This is a genomic window from Chromobacterium piscinae, assembly GCF_021129175.1.
GTDB lineage: Bacteria > Pseudomonadota > Gammaproteobacteria > Burkholderiales > Chromobacteriaceae > Chromobacterium > Chromobacterium piscinae.
In genome coordinates, this window is sequence record NZ_JAJOHV010000053.1 from 1 (window position 1) to 18,664 (window position 18,664).

16 protein-coding genes are annotated in these 18,664 nt (G+C 66.3%); 9 read left to right on the forward strand and 7 right to left on the reverse strand.

Annotation, left to right across the window (positions count from 1 at the left end; genetic code table 11):
• The 6 genes from LQR33_RS13770 to LQR33_RS13795 all read left to right on the forward strand — a co-directional run.
• On the forward strand, positions 1 to 1,227 hold a 1,227-nt coding region (locus tag LQR33_RS13770), incomplete at its 5' end, for a glycoside hydrolase family 3 N-terminal domain-containing protein (protein WP_231469382.1).
• A gap of 1 nt (position 1,228) precedes the next feature.
• A complete protein-coding gene (locus LQR33_RS13775) occupies positions 1,229 to 2,353 on the forward strand; it encodes an ABC transporter ATP-binding protein (protein ID WP_231469385.1) in 1,125 nt (374 codons plus the stop codon).
• Positions 2,354 to 2,432: 79 nt separating this feature from the next.
• Positions 2,433 to 3,359 carry a glycosyltransferase gene (locus LQR33_RS13780; RefSeq protein WP_231176597.1) on the forward strand — a complete coding sequence of 309 codons (927 nt, stop codon included), beginning with the start codon at positions 2,433 to 2,435 and terminating at the stop codon, positions 3,357 to 3,359.
• Positions 3,353 to 5,260 carry a Gfo/Idh/MocA family protein gene (locus LQR33_RS13785; protein ID WP_231176594.1) on the forward strand — a complete coding sequence of 636 codons (1,908 nt, stop codon included), beginning with the start codon at positions 3,353 to 3,355 and terminating at the stop codon, positions 5,258 to 5,260. The genes LQR33_RS13780 and LQR33_RS13785 overlap by 7 nt, the downstream gene beginning before the upstream one ends.
• A gap of 13 nt (positions 5,261 to 5,273) precedes the next feature.
• A complete protein-coding gene (locus LQR33_RS13790; RefSeq protein ID WP_021477236.1) occupies positions 5,274 to 6,443 on the forward strand; it encodes a sugar efflux transporter in 1,170 nt (389 codons plus the stop codon).
• 130 nt (positions 6,444 to 6,573) lie between these two features.
• Positions 6,574 to 8,196: a methyl-accepting chemotaxis protein gene (locus tag LQR33_RS13795; protein ID WP_231469388.1), complete on the forward strand. Its 1,623-nt coding sequence runs from the start codon at positions 6,574 to 6,576 to the stop codon at positions 8,194 to 8,196.
• A gap of 3 nt (positions 8,197 to 8,199) precedes the next feature.
• Here LQR33_RS13795 and LQR33_RS13800 read toward each other — a convergent pair whose 3' ends face one another.
• From LQR33_RS13800 to glpK, 5 genes are all read right to left on the reverse strand, one after another.
• A complete protein-coding gene (locus LQR33_RS13800; protein WP_166438686.1) occupies positions 8,200 to 8,856 on the reverse strand; it encodes a B3/B4 domain-containing protein in 657 nt (218 codons plus the stop codon).
• Between the two features lie 146 nt (positions 8,857 to 9,002).
• Positions 9,003 to 10,514, reverse strand: coding sequence for a glycerol-3-phosphate dehydrogenase (glpD, locus tag LQR33_RS13805; RefSeq protein WP_166438687.1), 1,512 nt, complete (start codon positions 10,512 to 10,514; stop codon positions 9,003 to 9,005).
• A 170-nt stretch (positions 10,515 to 10,684) separates the two neighbouring features.
• The gene (glpT, locus tag LQR33_RS13810; RefSeq protein WP_221665504.1) at positions 10,685 to 12,028 is read right to left on the reverse strand and encodes a glycerol-3-phosphate transporter; all 1,344 of its coding nucleotides are present in this window, start codon (positions 12,026 to 12,028) and stop codon (positions 10,685 to 10,687) included.
• A 194-nt stretch (positions 12,029 to 12,222) separates the two neighbouring features.
• Complete coding sequence (locus LQR33_RS13815) at positions 12,223 to 12,930, reverse strand: MIP/aquaporin family protein (RefSeq protein WP_231469390.1); 708 nt, start codon at positions 12,928 to 12,930, stop codon at positions 12,223 to 12,225.
• Between the two features lie 108 nt (positions 12,931 to 13,038).
• Positions 13,039 to 14,541 (reverse strand): glycerol kinase GlpK, encoded by a 1,503-nt coding sequence (glpK, locus tag LQR33_RS13820; protein WP_231176586.1) that lies wholly within the window; start codon positions 14,539 to 14,541, stop codon positions 13,039 to 13,041.
• Positions 14,542 to 14,604: 63 nt separating this feature from the next.
• Here glpK and LQR33_RS13825 point away from each other — a divergent pair, with 63 nt between their 5' ends.
• From LQR33_RS13825 to LQR33_RS13835, 3 genes are all read left to right on the forward strand, one after another.
• Positions 14,605 to 14,961, forward strand: coding sequence for a hypothetical protein (locus tag LQR33_RS13825; RefSeq protein ID WP_221665502.1), 357 nt, complete (start codon positions 14,605 to 14,607; stop codon positions 14,959 to 14,961).
• Positions 14,962 to 15,286: 325 nt separating this feature from the next.
• A complete protein-coding gene (gene pyk, locus LQR33_RS13830) occupies positions 15,287 to 16,693 on the forward strand; it encodes a pyruvate kinase (protein ID WP_021474961.1) in 1,407 nt (468 codons plus the stop codon).
• A 109-nt stretch (positions 16,694 to 16,802) separates the two neighbouring features.
• A complete protein-coding gene (locus LQR33_RS13835) occupies positions 16,803 to 17,570 on the forward strand; it encodes a substrate-binding periplasmic protein (protein WP_231469393.1) in 768 nt (255 codons plus the stop codon).
• 10 nt (positions 17,571 to 17,580) lie between these two features.
• Here LQR33_RS13835 and LQR33_RS13840 read toward each other — a convergent pair whose 3' ends face one another.
• Together LQR33_RS13840 and LQR33_RS13845 are read right to left on the reverse strand one after the other, a co-directional pair.
• Complete coding sequence (locus LQR33_RS13840) at positions 17,581 to 17,988, reverse strand: ester cyclase (protein WP_166438692.1); 408 nt, start codon at positions 17,986 to 17,988, stop codon at positions 17,581 to 17,583.
• A 188-nt stretch (positions 17,989 to 18,176) separates the two neighbouring features.
• On the reverse strand, positions 18,177 to 18,548 hold the full coding sequence (locus LQR33_RS13845; RefSeq protein WP_166438693.1) for a VOC family protein: 372 nt from the start codon (positions 18,546 to 18,548) through the stop codon (positions 18,177 to 18,179).
• Positions 18,549 to 18,664 lie beyond the last annotated feature (116 nt).

Here is an 18,664-nt window from a genome sequence, read left to right on the forward strand (position 1 = left end):
GTCGGCGACGAGGCGCTGGCGCGCCAGGTCGGCGGCGCGGTGGCGCGCGGCCTCAAGAGCCTGGGCGTCAACTGGAACTTCGCGCCGGTGCTGGACCTGAACAACAATCCGGCCAATCCGGTGATAGGCGAGCGCTCGTTCGGCGCCGATCCGGCGCGCGCCGCCGCCCTGGCCCGCGCCTGGATGGACGGCCATCTGGCCGAGGGCGTCGCCTGCTGCGTCAAGCATTTCCCCGGCCACGGCGACACCCACACCGACTCCCATCTCGACCTGCCGGTGGTGGACAAACCGCAGGCCGAGCTGCGCGACTACGAGCTGGCGCCGTTCAAGGCGCTGTCCGCCCACGCGCCGGCGCTGATGAGCGCCCACATCCGTTTTCCGGCGCTGGACGCCGAGTGGCCGGCCACGCTGTCGCCGGCCATCCTCACCGGCCTGCTGCGGCGCGAGCTGGGCTACCGTGGCGTGGCCATCACCGACGCGCTGAACATGAAAGCGATACGCGAGCGCTGGGGCCAGCCGGCCGGCGCGGTTCAGACGCTGAAAGCCGGGGCCGACCTGGCGCTGGTACTGCAGTTCGCCGACGAGATGGAAGCCAGCTTCGACGCGCTGTGCGCCGCCTTGCGCAGCGGCGACTTGGCCGAAGCGCGCCTGGCCGAAGCCGCCGCGCGGGTTGACGCGCTGATCCGCCGCTATCCCAGCGTTTCCGATTACGACTACGCCGCCCAACAGCGCGCGGCCGACGAGGCGCTGTTCGCCGACGCCTGGACCCGCGCGCTGACCGCTCATGGCGAGATCCCGACGCTGCCGGCCGGCCAGCGGCTGCGGCTGGTGGTGCAGGACCAGGCGCCGTCCGACGGCGTGTCCGAGGAAGGCCTGGCGGCGGACGCGCTGATCGCCGCGCTATCCCGGCGCCACGCGCTGGAGGTCGTCCGCTTCAAGGAGCGCGCCTCGCTGGCCTGGTCGACGCTGCCGCAGGACGGCCTGTTCACGGTGCTGGCCTCGACCACCCGCGAGCGCTACGGCCGGCGCGAGCAACAGGAATGGAGGCCGGACTTGCATCTGGCATTATGGAACCCCTACGCCGCCGCCGATATCGCCGCGCCGGCCTTGATCAGCTACGGCTTCGCCGACGCCGCGCTCTTCGCGGCCAGCCGCTGCCTGGCCGGCGAGATCGCCGCCGCCGGCCGGCTGCCGGTGGACCTGGGCCAACCCCATCAGGAGCAATGAGATGTCCCGACTCTCGCTGAAGAACATCCGCAAGGTGTACGACGACGGCAATGCCGTGATCCACGATGTCAGCCTGGACATCCGCGACGGCGAATTCATGGTTTTCGTCGGCCCGTCCGGCTGCGGCAAATCGACGATGATGCGGATGATCGCCGGCCTGGAGGACATCAGCGCCGGCGAATTGTGGATAGACGACAAGCTCTCCAACGACATCGAGCCGGCCAAACGCGGCCTGGCGATGGTGTTCCAGAGCTACGCGCTGTATCCGCACATGACGGTGCGCGACAACATGGCCTTCAGCCTGAAGCTGGCCGGCAACAGCAAGGCCGAGATCGACGCCGCCGTGCGCCGCGCCGCGCAGACGCTGCAGATCGAGCACCTGCTGGAGCGCAAGCCCAAGGCCCTGTCCGGCGGCCAGCGCCAACGCGTCGCCATCGGCCGCGCCATCGTCAGGAAACCCGGCGTGTTCCTGTTCGACGAGCCGCTGTCCAATCTGGACGCCGCGCTCAGGGTGCAGATGCGCATCGAGCTGGCCCGGCTGCACCAGGAGCTGGGCAGCACCATGATCTACGTCACCCACGACCAGGTGGAGGCGATGACCATGGGCCACCGCATCGCGGTGTTCAACGCCGGCCGCATCGAGCAGGTGGGCACGCCGCTGGAGCTGTACAACCGCCCGGCCAACCGCTTCGTCGCCGGCTTCCTCGGCTCGCCGAAAATGAACTTCATCCCGGCGCGGGCGCTGGACCAGCACGCCGCCGGCGTGGAGCTGGAGCTGCCGGGCGCATTTCGCCTTACCTTGCCGCTGGCCGACGCCGGGGACGGCCCGCTGGCGCTGGGCGTGCGCGCCGAGCACCTGTACTTCGCCGAATCCGGCCTGCCGGCGACGGTGCAGCTGGTGGAGCACCTGGGCGACCAGCAAATCGTCTATCTGCGCCACGAAGGCGAAGGCGAGACCATCGCGCTGAAGCTGCCCGGCCACGAAGCCGAGCCGCGTCCCGGCGAGCGCCGCTTCCTGGCCCCGGACCCGCGCCATTGCCACCTGTTCGGCGGCGACGGGCTGGCGCTGGCGCGGCGTGACCCGCTGCCCATCCAGGAAAGGTCGCAAGAAACGGCCACAAGCTGACTCGCTTCGCTGCACGCGCCGCCGGTTTCCGAGTCGTCACCGCGAAACCGGCCTTATCGAAATATACCTTCCGGCCATCATGAAAATTTCGATCGTCATTCCCACCTACAATTGCTCGGCGCTGCTGGCCGCCTCGCTTCGCGCTCTGGAACGACAAACCCTGCCGCGCCGCCAGTTCGAAGTGATCGTCTGCGACGACGGCTCATCCGACGACACCGAACAAGTCGCCTCCCGTTTCGCCTCCGCGCTGTCCCTGCAATACCTATGGCAACCCGACCAGGGCTTCCGCGCCGCCACCGCGCGCAATCAAGGCGTCGCGGCGGCAAACGGCGACATCATTCTATTTCTGGACTCCGGCGTGCTATTGGCGGAAACGGGACTGGCCGCGCATTGCCGCCGCCATGCCGCGCGGCCCCGTCAAATCGTGATTGGCTACGTCTACGGCTATATGGCGCAGACCCTGCACACCGAGTGGGGCGGCCCCAGCCCCGATCCCGACTGGCCCAGCCGCGTCGATCCAGGGCGTGTAGAAGCATCCATCGCCGCATTGCGCGCCATGCGGGTGGCCGATGTGCGCGAGGGGCGCTATCTGCGCCATGGCGACGATCTTTCCGTCTGGCCGGTGCCGTTCGATGTGTTCTGGACCTGCCATGTCTCGCTGGAGCGCGCGCATTTTCATGAAGCGGGCGGCTTCGACGATGATTTCCGCCAGTGGGGCGGCGAGGATTTCGACCTCGCCATTCGCCTGTTCAACAGCCCGGATTCGCACTGGACGCTGGATCGCGAATGCCGATCCATTCATCTCCCGCACCAGGAGGAGGTGGCCTCCAATGCGCAACGCGAACAGCGCGTCGCCGACACGCTGCGCCGCCTGGCCGCGCGTTATCCGCAACCTCAGCTGCTCGCATACCTGGACTGCCTGGCGGCCAACAGCAAGCCGCTGGACGTCAACGCTTACCTGCCGCGCCCAGCCCGCGCGGCGCCGGTGGAAAGCGCGCTATGCTGAAAGTCGCCATTCTCGGCTGCGGCTACATGGCCTATTACTACGCGATGGCGGCATTCAACCACCGCGCCCTGTTCTCGATATGCGGCGGCTACGATACCGATGAACAGCGCGCCTCGCGCTGGGCGGCGCATTTCCATGCCCGCGCCTATCCGTCTTTTGACGCCCTGCTGGCGGATCCCGACATCGATATCGTCGTCAACCTGACCCCGCCGCAACAGCATTTCGACGCCAATCTGCGCATTCTGCGATCCGGCAAGCACCTATACAGCGAAAAACCGCTGGCGATGACCGGCGAACAGGCCAGAACCTTGCAGCGGGTCGCCCAGCTCCACGGGGTTCTGCTCGGCGCCGCGCCGTCCTGCCTGCTCAGTCCTGCGGTGACGCTGGCGGCGCAGCTGCTGGAACAAGGCGCGATCGGCCGTCCCCGTTTCCTGCATCTGTCCATGCATGATTTCCGCGTCGACTTGGCCAGGCCGGAGCGCTGGATCAACCCGCTGGGCGTGGGCTGGCCCTACGCCAACGAATTCGAAACCGGTTGCACCGCCGAGCACAGCGCCTATTCGCTGTCCATCGCGCTGGCCTGGTTCGGCCCGGTCAAATCGGTGGATAGCCTCACCCGGACGGCGATCCCCGACAAGCGGGTTGCGGGGGCGCCGCTCCCCCCCGGCTCCTCGCCCGACTTCACCACCAGCGTGCTGGATTTCGCCAATGGCGTCACCGGCCATCTCACCTGCGGCATCGTATGCGACACCGCGGACAGGAGCATCGCCATTCATGGCGATGAGGGCAGCTTGGCGCTGGAAGACTGCTGGGATTATTTTTCCCCTCTGCGCCTTTCCCACCGCCGGCCCCTGGGCGACGGCCAACACGTGGAGACCCGCACCATCGCGCCTGAGCGCGGCGCGGGCTTTATCCACGATTACGGCATGGAAATGGATCAATGCATGGGTATCGCCAACCTTTGCCTGGCGATCCGCAATCATTCCCCGTTGCTATGCGGCGGCGAACTGGCGATCCATGCCACCGAGCTGTGCGAGCGCATATCCAACGGCGGATCCGCGCAGCTGGACGCGTCGTTCCAACCCTTGTCCGCCCCGCCCTGGATGGCGGCGGCCCGCGCCGCTCTCGGCGCGCCTCCGCTCATCGCGTGGCGGCAAGAGCAAGGCACGCCAGAAGCCGCGCTGCCGGCGTCCAAAACGATAGCGGGCATCCATCTGGACACGCTCCCGGCAATGCCGGCCGCACCCGCCTGCCTATACGCCGCCGGCAACGACTCCGAACTGCCCCGGCGACTGGAGGAGACGCTGGCGGCCGGCCTGCCCGCTTACCTGCCCCCCTCCCGCTTCGCCCAGCTGCTGCTGCGGAACGGCCCGCGGCCCGATCTTTCGAGCCCCTGGCTGAAAAGCGGCCTTCCCGCCGGTTATCGCGCCGATGTTCGCGGCGCGCTCCGGCAATCGCTGCCTCCCAAGCAGTTGGAAACGCTGCGATGGGAATGGACTACCGCGGCGCCAGCGGATCGGCTGGCTGACGCCTTGGCCCTGTGCGGCCTGCTCGCCGACTGGCCCGACGCGCCGGTCGAACTGCGATTCGGCTCAAACCAGCGGGACGATATCCGCCTCGACCTGCATTGGTCGAATGGCCCCCGCATCGAGATGCGCATCCGGCGCGGCGAAGCCGACGCGATCCAGGCCCATGCTTCGCTGCGCGGCATGGCCGAGTTCATCGTGCCAGAGGCATGGCTGGCCGCCGCGCTGCGACCAGACCCGGAAGCGGCCCTCAGGCAGTTGAGCTGGCTGGCCCGGCTGCCGACGCATCATGCGGACTGGCAGCCGGCGCACTCATTCCGCTTCGCCGCCCTGCTCTACGCTTTGCCCGCCCCGGCTCAGGCCTTATTCCACTGATGGGACGCCATCCATGACCTTCCGCGACTCCTCCTTGCTCGCCAGCATTTTCCTCACAGGCATGAGCACCGCGCTGTTCAACCCCCTGCAAAGCTCTTTCTTCGTGCGCGAGCTGGGGGCCAGCCCCGGCTTCGTCGGCGTGTATATGGCGCTGTCCATCGGCTGCGCCATGCTGACGTCGCACTGGGTAGGCGCACGCTCCGACGACGGCCGGCCGCGGCAACGGTTGATCCGTCTATCCGCGCTGGCAGGCATGCTGGCCTTCCTCGCTTTCGCCACGCTCCGCGACAAGGTCTGGCTGGCCTTGGCCAGCCTGAGCCTGGTCAGCCTGACCTCGATTGCCGCGCCGCAACTGTTTGCGCTGGCGGCGTCGCGATCGTCGGGCAACAGCGCGGGCATGCTGGGCTCCATGCGCGCCATGGTGTCCCTGGCCTGGGTGATCGGCCCCCCTCTTTCATTCGGCATCGCCGCCGCCCTTGGCTACCAGGCCGCATTCGCGCTCTTGATCGCCATCTATGGCCTGATCTGGCTGGCCAGTTATCGGCTTCCCGCCAGCGATAAACCGCAAGCCGCGCCCGCTGCGGCCGCGATCGACGACAAACCCGGCAAAGCGATGTGGCTGGTGGCCGCCGGCATCGGGGTGCTCTATGTCGCAATCAATAATTACATCATCCAGATGCCGCTCCACCTGGCTCTGCAGCCGCATGCGCCCGCATGGCTGCCAGGGGTGCTGTTCGGGTTGACCGCCGCGATAGAGATTCCTTTGATGATGCTGTCCGGCAAGATCAGCCGCCGCTGGCCGCCTGAAAAACAGCTGCTGGCCGCCGCCATGCTGGGCGCCGGCTATTACATCGTATTCGTCATGGTGGATGCCTGGCAGCTCATTCTGCTGCTTCAATGGCTGCCTGCCGCCTGCATCGCCTTGAGCGCCACCGCGGGGCTCCAGCTGTGCCAGCAATTGGCCCGGGAGCGTCTGGGCTACGCGTCCACGCTGTACTCCAACGCGATATCCGCCGGCATGGCGCTAGGCGCGCTGCTGGGCGGCGGCATCGCCGCGATCTGGGGCTACCGCGCGTCGCTCGCCCTATGTTCCGTCGCCTGCGCGCTGGCTTGCCTGCTGTTTCTCTGGCTGCGTTGGGAAAGGACGCGCGCGGCCGGCGCGCTGGCCGCGCAATTGAAGTGACCTGCCACTTACCCACAACCATCGCCGACAAGACAAGTTATCCACAATCAGGCTCCGCTAAGTATTCTTTCCTAGTTATGCACAATCTGCCCTACAACTAGAACAGAATCATTCTTGTCGGGAGCTTCTCATGGAGCGCCAAACCTCTCTGGCCGGACAGTTGGCCGCCATCGTCGGCCTAGTGGTCTCCATCCTGCTGTGCGCATCGCTGTTTTCCCTGTACCAGCTATGGGGCGGCATCCGCACTTTCCGCGACCAGGTGGCGGCCGACCAGCAGAGCGTGCGGCAGGTGCTGACCATGCAAGTGGACTTCAAGAAGCAGGTTCAGGAGTGGAAGGACACGCTGTTGCGCGGCCAGGATCCAGCCAAGCTGGCCAAGTACTGGGGCAATTTCGAGAAGAAGGAAGGCCAGGTCCACGACGAGGGCGCCGCGCTGGCGGCATCGGTATCGGATCCCCAGGCTCAGCAATTGCTGCAGCAATTCGTCTCCGCCCACCAGAAAATGGGCGAAGACTACCGCCGCGGCCTGGAGGCGTTCAAACAGTCTGGCGGCGACGCCAAGGTCGGAGACAAACAGGTGGCCGGCATGGACCGCCCGCCGACCGACCTGCTGACCCAGGCCAGCGACCTGCTGGCCAAGCGCGCCAAGGCCGACGCCGCCGACGCGGAAGCCAGCGCCAACGCCGCGCTGTGGCGGGTGGGGGTCGCGATGGCCATCGGCACCGCGCTGGGGCTGGGCTTCTTCCTGTATTACGTCAACTCCACCATCATCCGCCGCGCCCGCCAGGTGGTCGCCGACCTGACCCGGCTGGCCGACGGCGACTTCACCCGGCCGTTCCAGCCTGGGCGAATGGATGAGATCGGCCGCATCGCCGCCTGCAGCGAAACGGTGCGCATCCATCTGGGCGCGCTGATAAGCGAGCTGATCCAGGCCGCCAGGCAGGTGGGCGACACCAGCCAGGAGCTGGGCCGCTCCGCCCGCGCGCTGGCCAGCGGCGCCGAAACGCAGAACGACGCCATCGCCAGCAATGCCGCCTCGCTGGAACAGATGGCCACCAGCATAGACACCATCGCCGATCAGACCTCGCGCATCAGCGAGGATTCGCACAACAGCGCGCAGAAGACGCGCGAGGGGCTGGAAGAAGTGGCGCGGCTGCGCCGCCAGGCGGAAACCATAGACACAGTGATGGGCCAGGTCGACACCGCCTCGCAGGCCTTCCGCGACAGCACCCAGGCCATCGGCCATTTGACCAGCCAGATCCGCGACATCGCCGAGCAGACCAATCTGCTGGCGCTGAACGCGGCGATCGAGGCCGCGCGCGCCGGCGAGATGGGCCGCGGCTTCGCGGTGGTGGCCGACGAAGTGCGCAAGCTGGCGGAAAACTCGGCCAAGGCGGCCAGCGAGATCAAGCTGGTGACGGAACAGCTGAGCCAGAACGCGCAATCAGTGGGATCGACGGTGCAAAGCGGCCTGGACGCCACCCGGCAGAGCCGCGGCACCATGGAAACGGTGATGTCCAACCTGCAGGCCGCCAACGACAGCGTGCAGGAGGCCAGCGGCGGGGTGGTGCAGATCCGCGACGCCATCGCGGAACAGAAAACCGTGTGCAACAGCATCGCCGGCAGCTTCGAAACGGTGTCGCAGATGGTGGCCGACAATACTCTGGCCGCCGGCGAGCTGCACGGCGCGGTGGTGAGCCTGAACGGGCTGTCCACGCACATGCAGGACATGGTGGGCAAGTTCCGCCTGTGAGGGTCAGGCCGAGAAAAACGGATTGGCGGCGTTCAGCCGGAACCGCAGCAGCCGGCCGGCATGCGGCGCCAGCCGCCGCTCCAGCCAATCCATGCCGGCTTCGCCGGACGGGAAACCGGCATCCGGCCGCTCGCTGACGAACACCGCGTTGCGGCTGGACTCGGTCAGCTTGAAACGGTCGGACTCCAGCCAGTTCAGGCAGCGGCACACCACCTCGCGCCCGCCGTTCAGCCACGCCGCCTCGCCCGGCAACGCGCGCTCAGCGTCGGCGCGGCCCAGGGGCAGGAAAGCTTCGTCGCCGCGCGCCAGATCCAGCATCAGCTCGCCGTCCAGCTTGTCGATGTCCTCGCCGCCAAACGGCGCCAGGCTCAACAGGGAAGCCTGGTTGTACAGGTCCACCAACGGCAGGATGCGGCGCAGCTTGCCCTTTTGCGCCGCTTTCGCCAGATACTCCAGCGAACAGCGCGCCTTCTTGTCGCCCGGCAGCGCGCGGTAGATTTCCTTCCAGCGCAGCAATAGCGCGTCCAGATCGGCCTCATGCGCCGGCAAAGCCAGCTCCGCTTCCGGCAAGCCGGCCGCGTCAAGGTCCAGCGCCAGCAGCCCGCTGACTTCCATTTCCGGCATCCGGCCCAGCAGGGCCTCACTCAAGGCAATGCGCATCTTCGCTCCCTTCATCGACATCCGCACCATGCTAGCCAATGCCGCCAAGGTCGTGAAACGAAAGCTTTTAATGAGGCATTAGCGCGCCGGCGCCGGAAACGAAACAGCCCGGCGAACCGGGCTGTATTGTAGATCGGGAAAACCGCTCAGGCGCTCAGCGCCTCGCGCGGCGGCTGCGCGCGCGCGGCCAGCCAGGCGTCCACCACCTCGGCGGCGTCGGCCGGCAGGTGCAGCTTGAGCTTGGAGCGTCGCCACAGGATGTCCTCGCTGCGGGTCGCCCATTCGGCGTCGGCTAGATAGGCCAGTTCGGCTTCGTACAGGCCCGGCAGCACTTCCTTGCCCAGGCCGGCCAGGCTGTCCGCCTTGCCGATCAGCTTGGAAACGCGGGTGCCGTAAGCGCGCGCCCAGCGCTCGGCGAGCGCTTCCGGCAGCCACGGATGGCGCTGGCGCAGGCCTTGCAGGAAGCGGCCGAAATCGGCGCCCGGCATGTCGCCGCCCGGCAGCGGCGCGCCGGCGGTCCAGGTGGCCTGGCCGCAGCCGAGCAGCGGCGCGATCTTGTCCACCGCCTCTTCCGCCAGCTTGCGGAAGGTGGTGATCTTGCCGCCGAACACCGACAACAGCGGCGCGCCCTTCAGGTCCATCTCCAGCGCGTAGTCGCGGGTGACGCTGGAGGCGTTGTCGGACGCGTCGTCCAGCAGTGGGCGCACGCCGGAATAGGTGGACAGCACGTCGTCGGGCGTGATCTGGCTGTGGAAGTAGCGGTTGCTCATCTGGCACAGGTAATTGATCTCGTCGCCGTCTATCGCCACCTGGGCCGGGTCGCCATGGTATTCGACGTCGGTGGTGCCGATCAGCGTGAAATCCTTCTCGTACGGAATGGCGAAGATGATGCGCTTGTCCGGGTTCTGGAAGATGTAGGCGAACGGGTGGTCGAAGATCTTCTTCACTACGATGTGGCTGCCCTTGACCAGGCGGATGGACTTGCTGGACGGCATCGCCAGCTTGTCTTCGATCAGGCTCTGCACCCACGGCCCGGCGGCGTTGACCAGCGCGCGGGCGCGGACCTCGAAGCGGCTGCCGTCCTCGCGCTCCAGCGTGGCCAGCCAGTGCTCGCCATCGCGGCGGGCGGCGACGCAGGCGGTGCGGACATGGATTTTCGCGCCATGCTCGGCGGCGTCCATTGCGTTCAGCACCACCAGCCGCGCGTCCTGCACCCAGCCGTCGGAATAGACGAAGCCGCGCTTGAAGGCGTCCTTCAGCGGCGCGCCCGACGGGTGCCTGGCGAAGCTGATGGTTTCCGAGCCCGGCAGCACTTCGCGCTTCGCCAGATGGTCGTACAGGAACAGGCCGGCGCGGATCATCCATTCCGGGCGCTGGTCGCGCGCGTGCGGCATCACGAAGCGCAGCGGCCAGATGATGTGCGGCGCGGCCTTCAGCAGCACCTCGCGCTCCTGCAGCGCCTTGCGCACCAGGCCGAACTCGTAATATTCCAGGTAGCGCAGGCCTCCGTGGATCAGCTTGGTGCTGGCCGACGACGTGTGCGAGGCCAGGTCGTCCTTCTCGCACAGCAGCACCGACAGGCCGCGCCCGGCGGCGTCGCGCGCGATGCCCGCGCCGTTGATGCCGCCGCCTATGATTACCAGATCGTAAGTTTCCACCGCATACCTCGCTAAAGTCCGGACTGGCCTTGCCAGCTTTACTACCCAGAATAATTAATAACGAACCTTAATACAACACAAGATTTTCGTTTTACGTTTTATTTTGCGCGTTTTATGTACGCGAATGGGCTTTTGCGCGGCCGACGCGTCGCCAGCCGCGCCCATCACGCTCAAGCCGAGGCCAGCTTGCCCTGTTGATGGCCATGCCAGGTGGTCAGCGCCAGCAGCACGATGGCGGCGACGCAGGAGCCGATCAGCAGCGCGAAGCCGCCGTCCCAGCCGAAATGGTCGACGGTGTAGCCCACCGCGGCGTTGGCGGCCACCGAGCCGCCCAGGTAGCCGAACAGGCCGGTGAAGCCGGCGGCGGTGCCGGCGGCCTTCTTCGGCGCCAGCTCCAGCGCGTGCAGGCCCACCAGCATCACCGGGCCGTAGATCAGGAAGCCGATGGCGATCAGCGCCAGCATGTCCACGGTCGGGTTGCCGGCCGGGTTCAGCCAGTAGACGACGGTGGCCAGGGTCACCAGCGCCATGAAGAACACGCCGGTGGCGCCGCGGTTGCCGCGGAACAGCTTGTCCGACATCCAGCCGCACAGCAGCGTGCCGGGAATGCCGGCCCACTCGTAGAGGAAATAGGCCCACGACGACTTGTCGACCGAGAAGTGCTTGACCTCCTTCAGATAGGTCGGCGCCCAGTCCAGCACGCCGTAGCGCAGCAGGTAGATGAAGACGTTGGCCAGCGCGATGTACCACAGCAGCTTGTTGGGCAGGATGTATTTCTTGAAGATTTCGCGCGCGGTCAGTTCCTGTTCATGCGTGTCGCTGTAGTCTTCCGGATAGTCGTTCCGATAGGCCTCCACCGGCGGCAGGCCGCAAGACTGCGGCGTGTCGCGCATGGTCAGCCAGGCGAAGACGGCGACGCCGATCGCGGCGGCGGCCGGCACGTAGAAAGCGGCGCGCCAGTCGTTGAACCAGCCCATGCCCAGGATGAACAGCGGGCCGATCAGGCCGCCGCCGACGTTGTGCGCGCAGTTCCAGATCGACACCACGCCGCCGCGCTCCTTCTGCGACCACCAATGCACCATGGTGCGGCCGCAAGCCGGCCAGCCCATGCCCTGGAACCAGCCGTTGAGGAACAGCAGCACGAACATGACGCCGACGCTGGAAGTGGCCCACGGCGCGAAGCCCATCAGCAGGAAGACGGCGGCGGACAGCACCAGGCCGGCGGACAGGAACACGCGCGGGTTGGAGCGGTCTGACACCGCGCCCATCAGGAACTTGGACAAGCCGTAGGCGATGGCGACGCCCGACATCGCGAAGCCGAGGTCGCCGCGCGAGAAGCCCTGCTCCACCAGATAGGGCATCGCCAGCGAGAAGTTCTTGCGGACCAGATAGTAGCCGGCGTAGCCGATGAAGATGCCGAGAAAGATCTGCCAGCGCAGCCGGCGGTACAGGCCGTGCTGCTGCGCGTCGGGCAGCGGAGGAAGGTGTGGCGCGGGTTTGAACAGACTGATCATGGGACTTCTTTCCGAGTTGAGGTGCGGACAACAGCCATCCACCATCCCGGGCGAAACCATAAGGCGTCGCCCGTGGGGCGGATCGCTCCGGCGGGCCGCGCGCTCTGTCGGCGGCGGTCCCGCTTGGGCCAGTCTTGCGCTGGCTTATGAAAACGCCGCCGTGCGGACACGGCGGCGTCGAAACAGCTAAAACATCAAAGCGGCAACGTGAAAGCCAGCGCCGCCAGCGCGCCGCCGATCAGCGAACCGACCACCGGCACCCAGGCGTAGCCCCAGTCGCTGTCGCGCTTGCCGGGGATGGGCAGGATGGCGTGCATGATGCGCGGCGCCAGGTCGCGCGCCGGGCTCATCGCGTAGCCGGTGGTGCCGCCCAGCGACACGCCGATGCCCAACACCAGCAGCGCGACCGGCAGCGCGTCGATCGCGCCCAGCGACATCTTGGGCGCTACCATAGACAGGATGGCGAACACCAGCACGAAGGTGGCGACAATCTCGGACATCAGGTTGCCCGGCAGGCTGCGGATGGCCGGACCGGTGCAGAAAGTGGCCAGCTTGGTGTCGGCGCAGTCGGTGGTTTCGTAGTGCTTGCGGTAGATCAGCCACATCAGGCCGGCGCCGGCCATGCCGCCCAGCATCTGCGCGGCGACGTAGCCCGGCACTTTTTCCCACGGGAACTTGCCGGCCACCGCCAGCGCCACAGAAACCGCCGGATTCAGGTGGGCGCCGCTGATCGCCGCCACGCTGAACACGCCGACGAACACCGCCATCGCCCAGCCGAAAGCCACCACGATCAGGCCGCTGTTGTGGCCCTTGGTGTTTTTCAGCAGCACGTTGGCCACCACGCCGTTGCCCAGCAGCACCAGCAAGGCGGTGCCGATGAATTCGCCCATCAAAGGATTCATGATTGTCTCTTTCCAACTTTATCTTGAGTTGCCCGCCGCTTGGCGCGGCGGGTCATGCCGTCATCACTAGCGAGCGGCCGGCAGCGGCTTGCGCCGGCCCCCGCGCCGTCAGTCCTGATCGTCGGCCCACACCTTGGCGGCGTTGACCGCGCGCTGCCAGCCCTTGACGTTGGCGGCCACTTCGCTGGCCGGCATCGCCGGCTGGAAGCGGCGGTCCAGCTGCCATTGGCCCTGGATGTCGTCCACGCTCTCCCAGTAGCCGACGGCCAGGCCGGCCAGGTAAGCGGCGCCCAGCGCGGTGGTTTCGGTGATCTTGGGACGCACCACGTTCACGGCCAGGATGTCGGACTGGAACTGCATCAGCAGCTCGTTGACGGTGGCGCCGCCGTCGACGCGCAGCTCGGCGATGCTCATGCCGGCGTCGGCTTCCATCGCCTTCAGCACGTCGCGGGTCTGGTAGGCGATGCTGTCCAGCGCGGCGCGGGCGATGTGGGCGGCCTTGGTGCCCAGCGTGGCGCCGACGATGGTGCCGCGGGCGCTGGCGTTCCAGTGCGGCGCGCCCAGACCGGCGAAAGCCGGCACCAGGTAGACGCCGTCGCTGTCCTTCACTTCCTGGGCCAGCGGGCCGACGTCGGCCGAGTGGCGGATGATGCCCAGGCCGTCGCGCAGCCATTTCACCACCGCGCCGCCGATGAAGATCGAGCCTTCCAGCGCGTACTGCACCTTGCCGTCCACGGACCAGGCGATGGTGGTCAGCAGATTGTTCTTGGATTCGATCGGCTTGTCGCCGGTGTTCAGCATCATGAAGCAGCCGGTGCCGTAGGTGTTCTTCACCATGCCCGGCGTGGTGCACTGCTGGCCGAACAGCGCGGCCTGCTGGTCGCCGGCCACGCCGGCGATCGGGATTTCGCGGCCCAGATGGGCGGCGTGGGTGTGGCCGTACACTTCGCACGAGCTTTTCACTTCCGGCAGCATGCTGGCCGGGATGCCCATGATGTCCAAGAGCTCGGCGTCCCATTCCAGGGTGTGGATGTTGTACAGCATGGTGCGCGAGGCGTTGGACACGTCGGTCACGTGCACCTTGCCGTGGGTGAAGTTCCAGATCAGCCAGCTGTCGACGGTGCCGAAGGCCAGCTTGCCTTCGCGGGCGCGGTCGCGCGCGCCCGGCACGTTGTCCAGGATCCACTTGATCTTGCTGCCGGAGAAATAGGCGTCGACCAGCAGGCCGGTCTTGGAACGGATCAGTTCGCCCAGGCCGCGCGATTTCAGCTCATCGCAGAACTCGGCGGTGCGGCGGTCTTGCCAGACGATGGCGTTGTACACCGGCTGGCCGGTTTCGCGGTCCCAGACGATGGTGGTTTCGCGCTGGTTGGTGATGCCGATGGCGGCGATGCTGCGGCCGTCGATGCCGGCCTTGGCCACCGCTTCCGCGGCCACGCCCACCTGGCCGCCCCAGATTTCCTGCGGGTCATGCTCGACCCAGCCCGGCTGCGGATAGATTTGGCGGAATTCCTTCTGCGCCAGCGACACGATGTCGCCGCCGCGGTTGAATAGGATGGCGCGGGAACTGGTGGTGCCCTGGTCCAGGGCCAGCACGTACTGATCGGTCATGACTTTCTCCTGTTTGCCGGTAAGGCGGCATGGTGGACATGCCTGGGTGTCGACGTTGCGCGAATGTTTGTTTTTTTGCTTATGACGTTCGTTTTATTTGCGGACAATTCTAGGCCCGAACAGAACCTTGTCAATCTTCCGGTAAAAAAAAATACATTTTCCGCGCTGCAACCAGAGATCGCCGTCAGCGAAATACAGAATAAGTCCTTTAATATCAACACACTGAAAGATGTAGCTCCGCGCTACATTTTCACATGCGCTTATTTCCACGCCCCCGTTCCGGAAAAACAGCGCGCCATGCCCGCCCGCGCGGCGAGAACAGGCCTGGCTTCAGGACAAATGGATGTAAAAAGCGCCTATTTCGCACTGCAACAAGCATTTGCATGCGCTACAGCTGCTTGCTTGAAAACGAAAAAATAAGAAAATAACCGAAACTAAAAAGCGGACGCTTCGATCAGACCATCGTCGCAAAACGTTGTTTCGCCAACAAATGGCCGCAAACACGTAATCCTGCCGCTACAACGCAGATATGGCAGCATAAACAACAAGGCCGGCTCCGGTTCCACAACGGGCCGCGCGGCGCGAAACGCCGGGCATTCGACCCAGCGCAAGAAAGCGAAAACGGCGATATGGCATCATCGCCGCAACCGGATACGCGACGCGGCGCCCCGTCCGGCAACCGCCCGCCGCAAGAATTACGCCATGGTTCCAAGCTACTCGGCCGCATGGGCCGCAAAGGACTGTCATGCTTCGCAACACCAAAATACTCGCCACGCTCGGCCCCTCGTCCAGCACTCCGGAAAAAATCCTGGAACTGGCCCGTTCCGGGGTCAACATCTTCCGGCTCAATATGAGCCACGGCAGCCATGACGACCATCGCGCCCGCCTGGCGGCCATCCGCGCCGCGGAGAAAGCGCTGGACCGCCCGATCGGCGTGCTGGTGGACCTGCAGGGCCCCAAGCTGCGCATCGGCAAGTTTCCGCAGCCGGCCACGGTGAAAACCGGCGACCGCTACGAATTCACGCTGGACGAGACCGACGGCGGCGCCGAGCGCGCCACTCTGCCGCATCCGGAGGCGTTCGAAGCGCTGGAGCCCGGCCACCGCATCCTGGTCAACGACGGCAAGCTGGCGTTCGAGGTGACGGAAATGCATCCGCGCCGCATCGTCACCCGCGTCGCCGTCGGCGGCGAGCTGTCCAGCAACAAGGGCTTCAACCTGCCCAACACCGTGCTGCCGCTGTCGGCCATCACCGACAAGGACCGCAAGGACGCCGAGTTCGCGCTGGAAGAAGGCGCCGACTGGGTGGCGATGTCCTTCGTCCAGACCGCGGCCGACGTCAAGGAACTGCGCGGCATCATCGGCAAACGCGCCGGCATCGTCGCCAAGATCGAGAAACCGTCGGCGGTGGACGATCTGGAAGCCATCGCCACGCTGGCCGACGGCGTGATGGTGGCGCGCGGCGACCTGGGCGTGGAACTGCCGCCGGAAGACGTGCCGGTGGCGCAGCGCCGCATCGTCCACCACTGCCGCCACCTGGGCCGCCCGGTGATCGTCGCCACCCAAATGCTGGAATCGATGATCACCGCGCCGACGCCTACCCGCGCCGAAGCCAACGATGTGGCCACCGCGGTCTACGAAGGCGCGGACGCGGTGATGCTGTCGGCCGAGACCGCCGCCGGCCAGTATCCGCTGGAAGCGGTGCAGATCATGGACCGCATCATCCGCCGCGTGGAAAGCGCGCCCGACTACCGCAAGGTGATGGCGCTGGACTACAGCGCCGCCGACGAGCCGGACCGCACCGACGCCATCGCCGCCTGCGTGCGCAAGGTCAGCACCCTGCTGCCGGTCACCGTGGCCGTCGCCTTCACCACCAGCGGCGCCAGCTGTCTGTCGCTGGCGCGCGAACGCCCGTCCACCCCCATCCTGGGCATTTCGCCCAAGCTGGAAACCGCGCGCCGGCTGACGCTGGTGTGGGGCGTAGTCGCCTATCACGGTCCGGACGCCGAAAACCTGGAAGACATGGTGGTGAAGACCACCTTCTGCGCGACCAAACTCAGCCTGGCCGAGCAGGGCAAGCCGATGGTGATCATCGCCGGCGTGCCCTTCGGCACCCCGGGCTCCACCAATCTCTTGCGCATCGTCTATCCGTAAGACTCGGCCGGCATGGCAGCGACAACGGAACCTTCGGGTTCCGTTTTTTCTTGCCCGCCCGCCGCAGGTACTATGCTGCAACAGTGACCACCTCCAAGAGCCTGTCCCGATGCGGCCGACGTTTTTCCGCAAGGCGCTCGCGTCGCTGCTGTTGCTGGCGGCCTGCCTCGCCAGCCGCGCCGGCGAGCCGCCCGGCCTGATCGTCGATTTCGACGCCAGCAACCCGCCGTTGATGTACGCAGGCAAGCAGGGCGCGGCCGGGCTCTACCCGCTGCTGGTCGCCAAGGCCTGCGATCGCGCCGGCATCGCCGTCACCCTGCGCGCTGTCTCCTGGCGCATGGCGCTGCAGGAATTGCGCAGCGGCAACGCCGCCGCCGGAGGCATCATCAAGACCGCCAGCCGGGAAAAACTGTTCGACTTCAGCCAGCCGCTGTTCACCGAACGGGTGGTGATGGCTTATCCCCGCGCCGGCGGCCAGCCCTACCGCCGGCTGGAGGATCTGAACGGCAAAAGAGTGGGGGTGATGGCCGGTTGGAGCTACGGCGACGCGTTCGACCAGGCCCGCAAGGACGGCAAGTTCGCCGCCTTCGACGGCGACAGCGACCAGCAAAACCTGCAGCGGCTGAAGATGGGCCGGCTGGACGTGGTACTGGGCATAAACGAGCCGCTGGAGCTGGCGTTGCGGGAAGGCGGCCACCACGGCTTCGCGCTGTCGGCGGAAGCGTTGTCGGCCAACCACTCCTACCTCGCCATCAACAAGCATTCGCAGCAGCAGGCGCTGCTGACCCGCTTCGACCTGGCGCTGGAGGGCATGCGCAAGGACGGCAGCTACGACAAGCTGGTGCGGGATTTCCTCAGCGCCCGCGGCGGCGATTGAGCGCGCCGCCTCAGGCGCCGCGGATCTGGGCCAGCGCGCCGTAAAGGTCGGCGCAGCTCCAATGCTCGGAATACTTGCCGTCGCGCACCACCACGATGTCCATCGCGGAAATCGCGATGCGCTTGCCGCTGGCGGCCTGGCCGAAGAAAGCGCCGGTGTGGGTGGCTTCTATGGTCTTGCGCGTCACCACCTTGCCGTTTTCCTCGATCTGTTCATGGATGTGAACGCGGATGTCAGACAAGGCCGGGTGCAGCATGCCGGTGAAGAAGCCGGCGAAACCATCCGGCCCCGAGGGGACGCCGGGCGGGGCCGAGTGATTGACGAAGTCGGGCGCCACCAATTCGGCGAATGCCCCCATGTCGCGGTTCTCTATCACCTCGCGGTTGAAACGTTGAATCACTGCCTTGCTGCTGTCCATGAAATCGCCCTGGGAATGGGCGCCGGCACTCGTCCGGCGTCCGGGTTGAATCGCCGGCCATCCGGCAATGACGTTGAATTAAACGACAAGTACCATTTCATTTCAATAACATAAAAAAGACAGTATCCAAACCATTCAACATCGTTCCTGTCCACTTCCGCCATCTGCGCGGCCTTCCGTCCGGAGAGTCAAAAGCTGTAGCTGCTGACTTCCACCAGATTGCCGTCCGGATCGTTGAAATACACCGAGGTGATGGGGCCCATCGCGCCGCTGCGGGTGATCGGCCCCTCGACGATGGCCACGCCCTCGCGCTTCAGGTGCTCGATCACCCCGGGCAGGGGGGTGGCGGCGATCAGGCACAGATCGCCGGAGCCGATCGCCGCATGATTGCGGGTCTCCTGGCCCAAAGACTGCAGATTGATCTTCTGGTTGCCGAAACGCAGCGCGCGGCGGCCGTTGCCGAAGGTCACCGCCTCCAGCTTCAGCGCGCGCTGATAAAACGCCGCCGCCGCCTCGATGTCGCGCACGGTCAGGACGATGTGGTCGATATGGCTGATCATGGCCATTGCCCCGGGTGGGAAACGGACTGTCCACCCTGCCACAAGCGCGCCGGCTTGTCATGCCTTCGGCATTCCATGACCATGGCCGCCGCTGGTATAGTCGTTTTTCCCATCGC

What these genes read in the sequence shown, in the direction of transcription:
- LQR33_RS13775 (WP_231469385.1), top strand. Translation starts at nt 1,229, where the DNA reads ATGTCCCGACTCTCGCTGAAGAACATCCGCAAGGTGTACGACGACGGC.
- LQR33_RS13780 (WP_231176597.1), top strand. Translation starts at nt 2,433, where the DNA reads ATGAAAATTTCGATCGTCATTCCCACCTACAATTGCTCGGCGCTGCTG.
- LQR33_RS13785 (WP_231176594.1), top strand. Translation starts at nt 3,353, where the DNA reads ATGCTGAAAGTCGCCATTCTCGGCTGCGGCTACATGGCCTATTACTAC.
- LQR33_RS13790 (WP_021477236.1), top strand. Translation starts at nt 5,274, where the DNA reads ATGACCTTCCGCGACTCCTCCTTGCTCGCCAGCATTTTCCTCACAGGC.
- LQR33_RS13795 (WP_231469388.1), top strand. Translation starts at nt 6,574, where the DNA reads ATGGAGCGCCAAACCTCTCTGGCCGGACAGTTGGCCGCCATCGTCGGC.
- LQR33_RS13800 (WP_166438686.1), bottom strand. Translation starts at nt 8,856, where the DNA reads ATGCGCATTGCCTTGAGTGAGGCCCTGCTGGGCCGGATGCCGGAAATG.
- glpT (WP_221665504.1), bottom strand. Translation starts at nt 12,028, where the DNA reads ATGATCAGTCTGTTCAAACCCGCGCCACACCTTCCTCCGCTGCCCGAC.
- LQR33_RS13815 (WP_231469390.1), bottom strand. Translation starts at nt 12,930, where the DNA reads ATGAATCCTTTGATGGGCGAATTCATCGGCACCGCCTTGCTGGTGCTG.
- glpK (WP_231176586.1), bottom strand. Translation starts at nt 14,541, where the DNA reads ATGACCGATCAGTACGTGCTGGCCCTGGACCAGGGCACCACCAGTTCC.
- LQR33_RS13825 (WP_221665502.1), top strand. Translation starts at nt 14,605, where the DNA reads ATGTTTGTTTTTTTGCTTATGACGTTCGTTTTATTTGCGGACAATTCT.
- pyk (WP_021474961.1), top strand. Translation starts at nt 15,287, where the DNA reads ATGCTTCGCAACACCAAAATACTCGCCACGCTCGGCCCCTCGTCCAGC.
- LQR33_RS13835 (WP_231469393.1), top strand. Translation starts at nt 16,803, where the DNA reads ATGCGGCCGACGTTTTTCCGCAAGGCGCTCGCGTCGCTGCTGTTGCTG.
- LQR33_RS13840 (WP_166438692.1), bottom strand. Translation starts at nt 17,988, where the DNA reads ATGGACAGCAGCAAGGCAGTGATTCAACGTTTCAACCGCGAGGTGATA.
- LQR33_RS13845 (WP_166438693.1), bottom strand. Translation starts at nt 18,548, where the DNA reads ATGATCAGCCATATCGACCACATCGTCCTGACCGTGCGCGACATCGAG.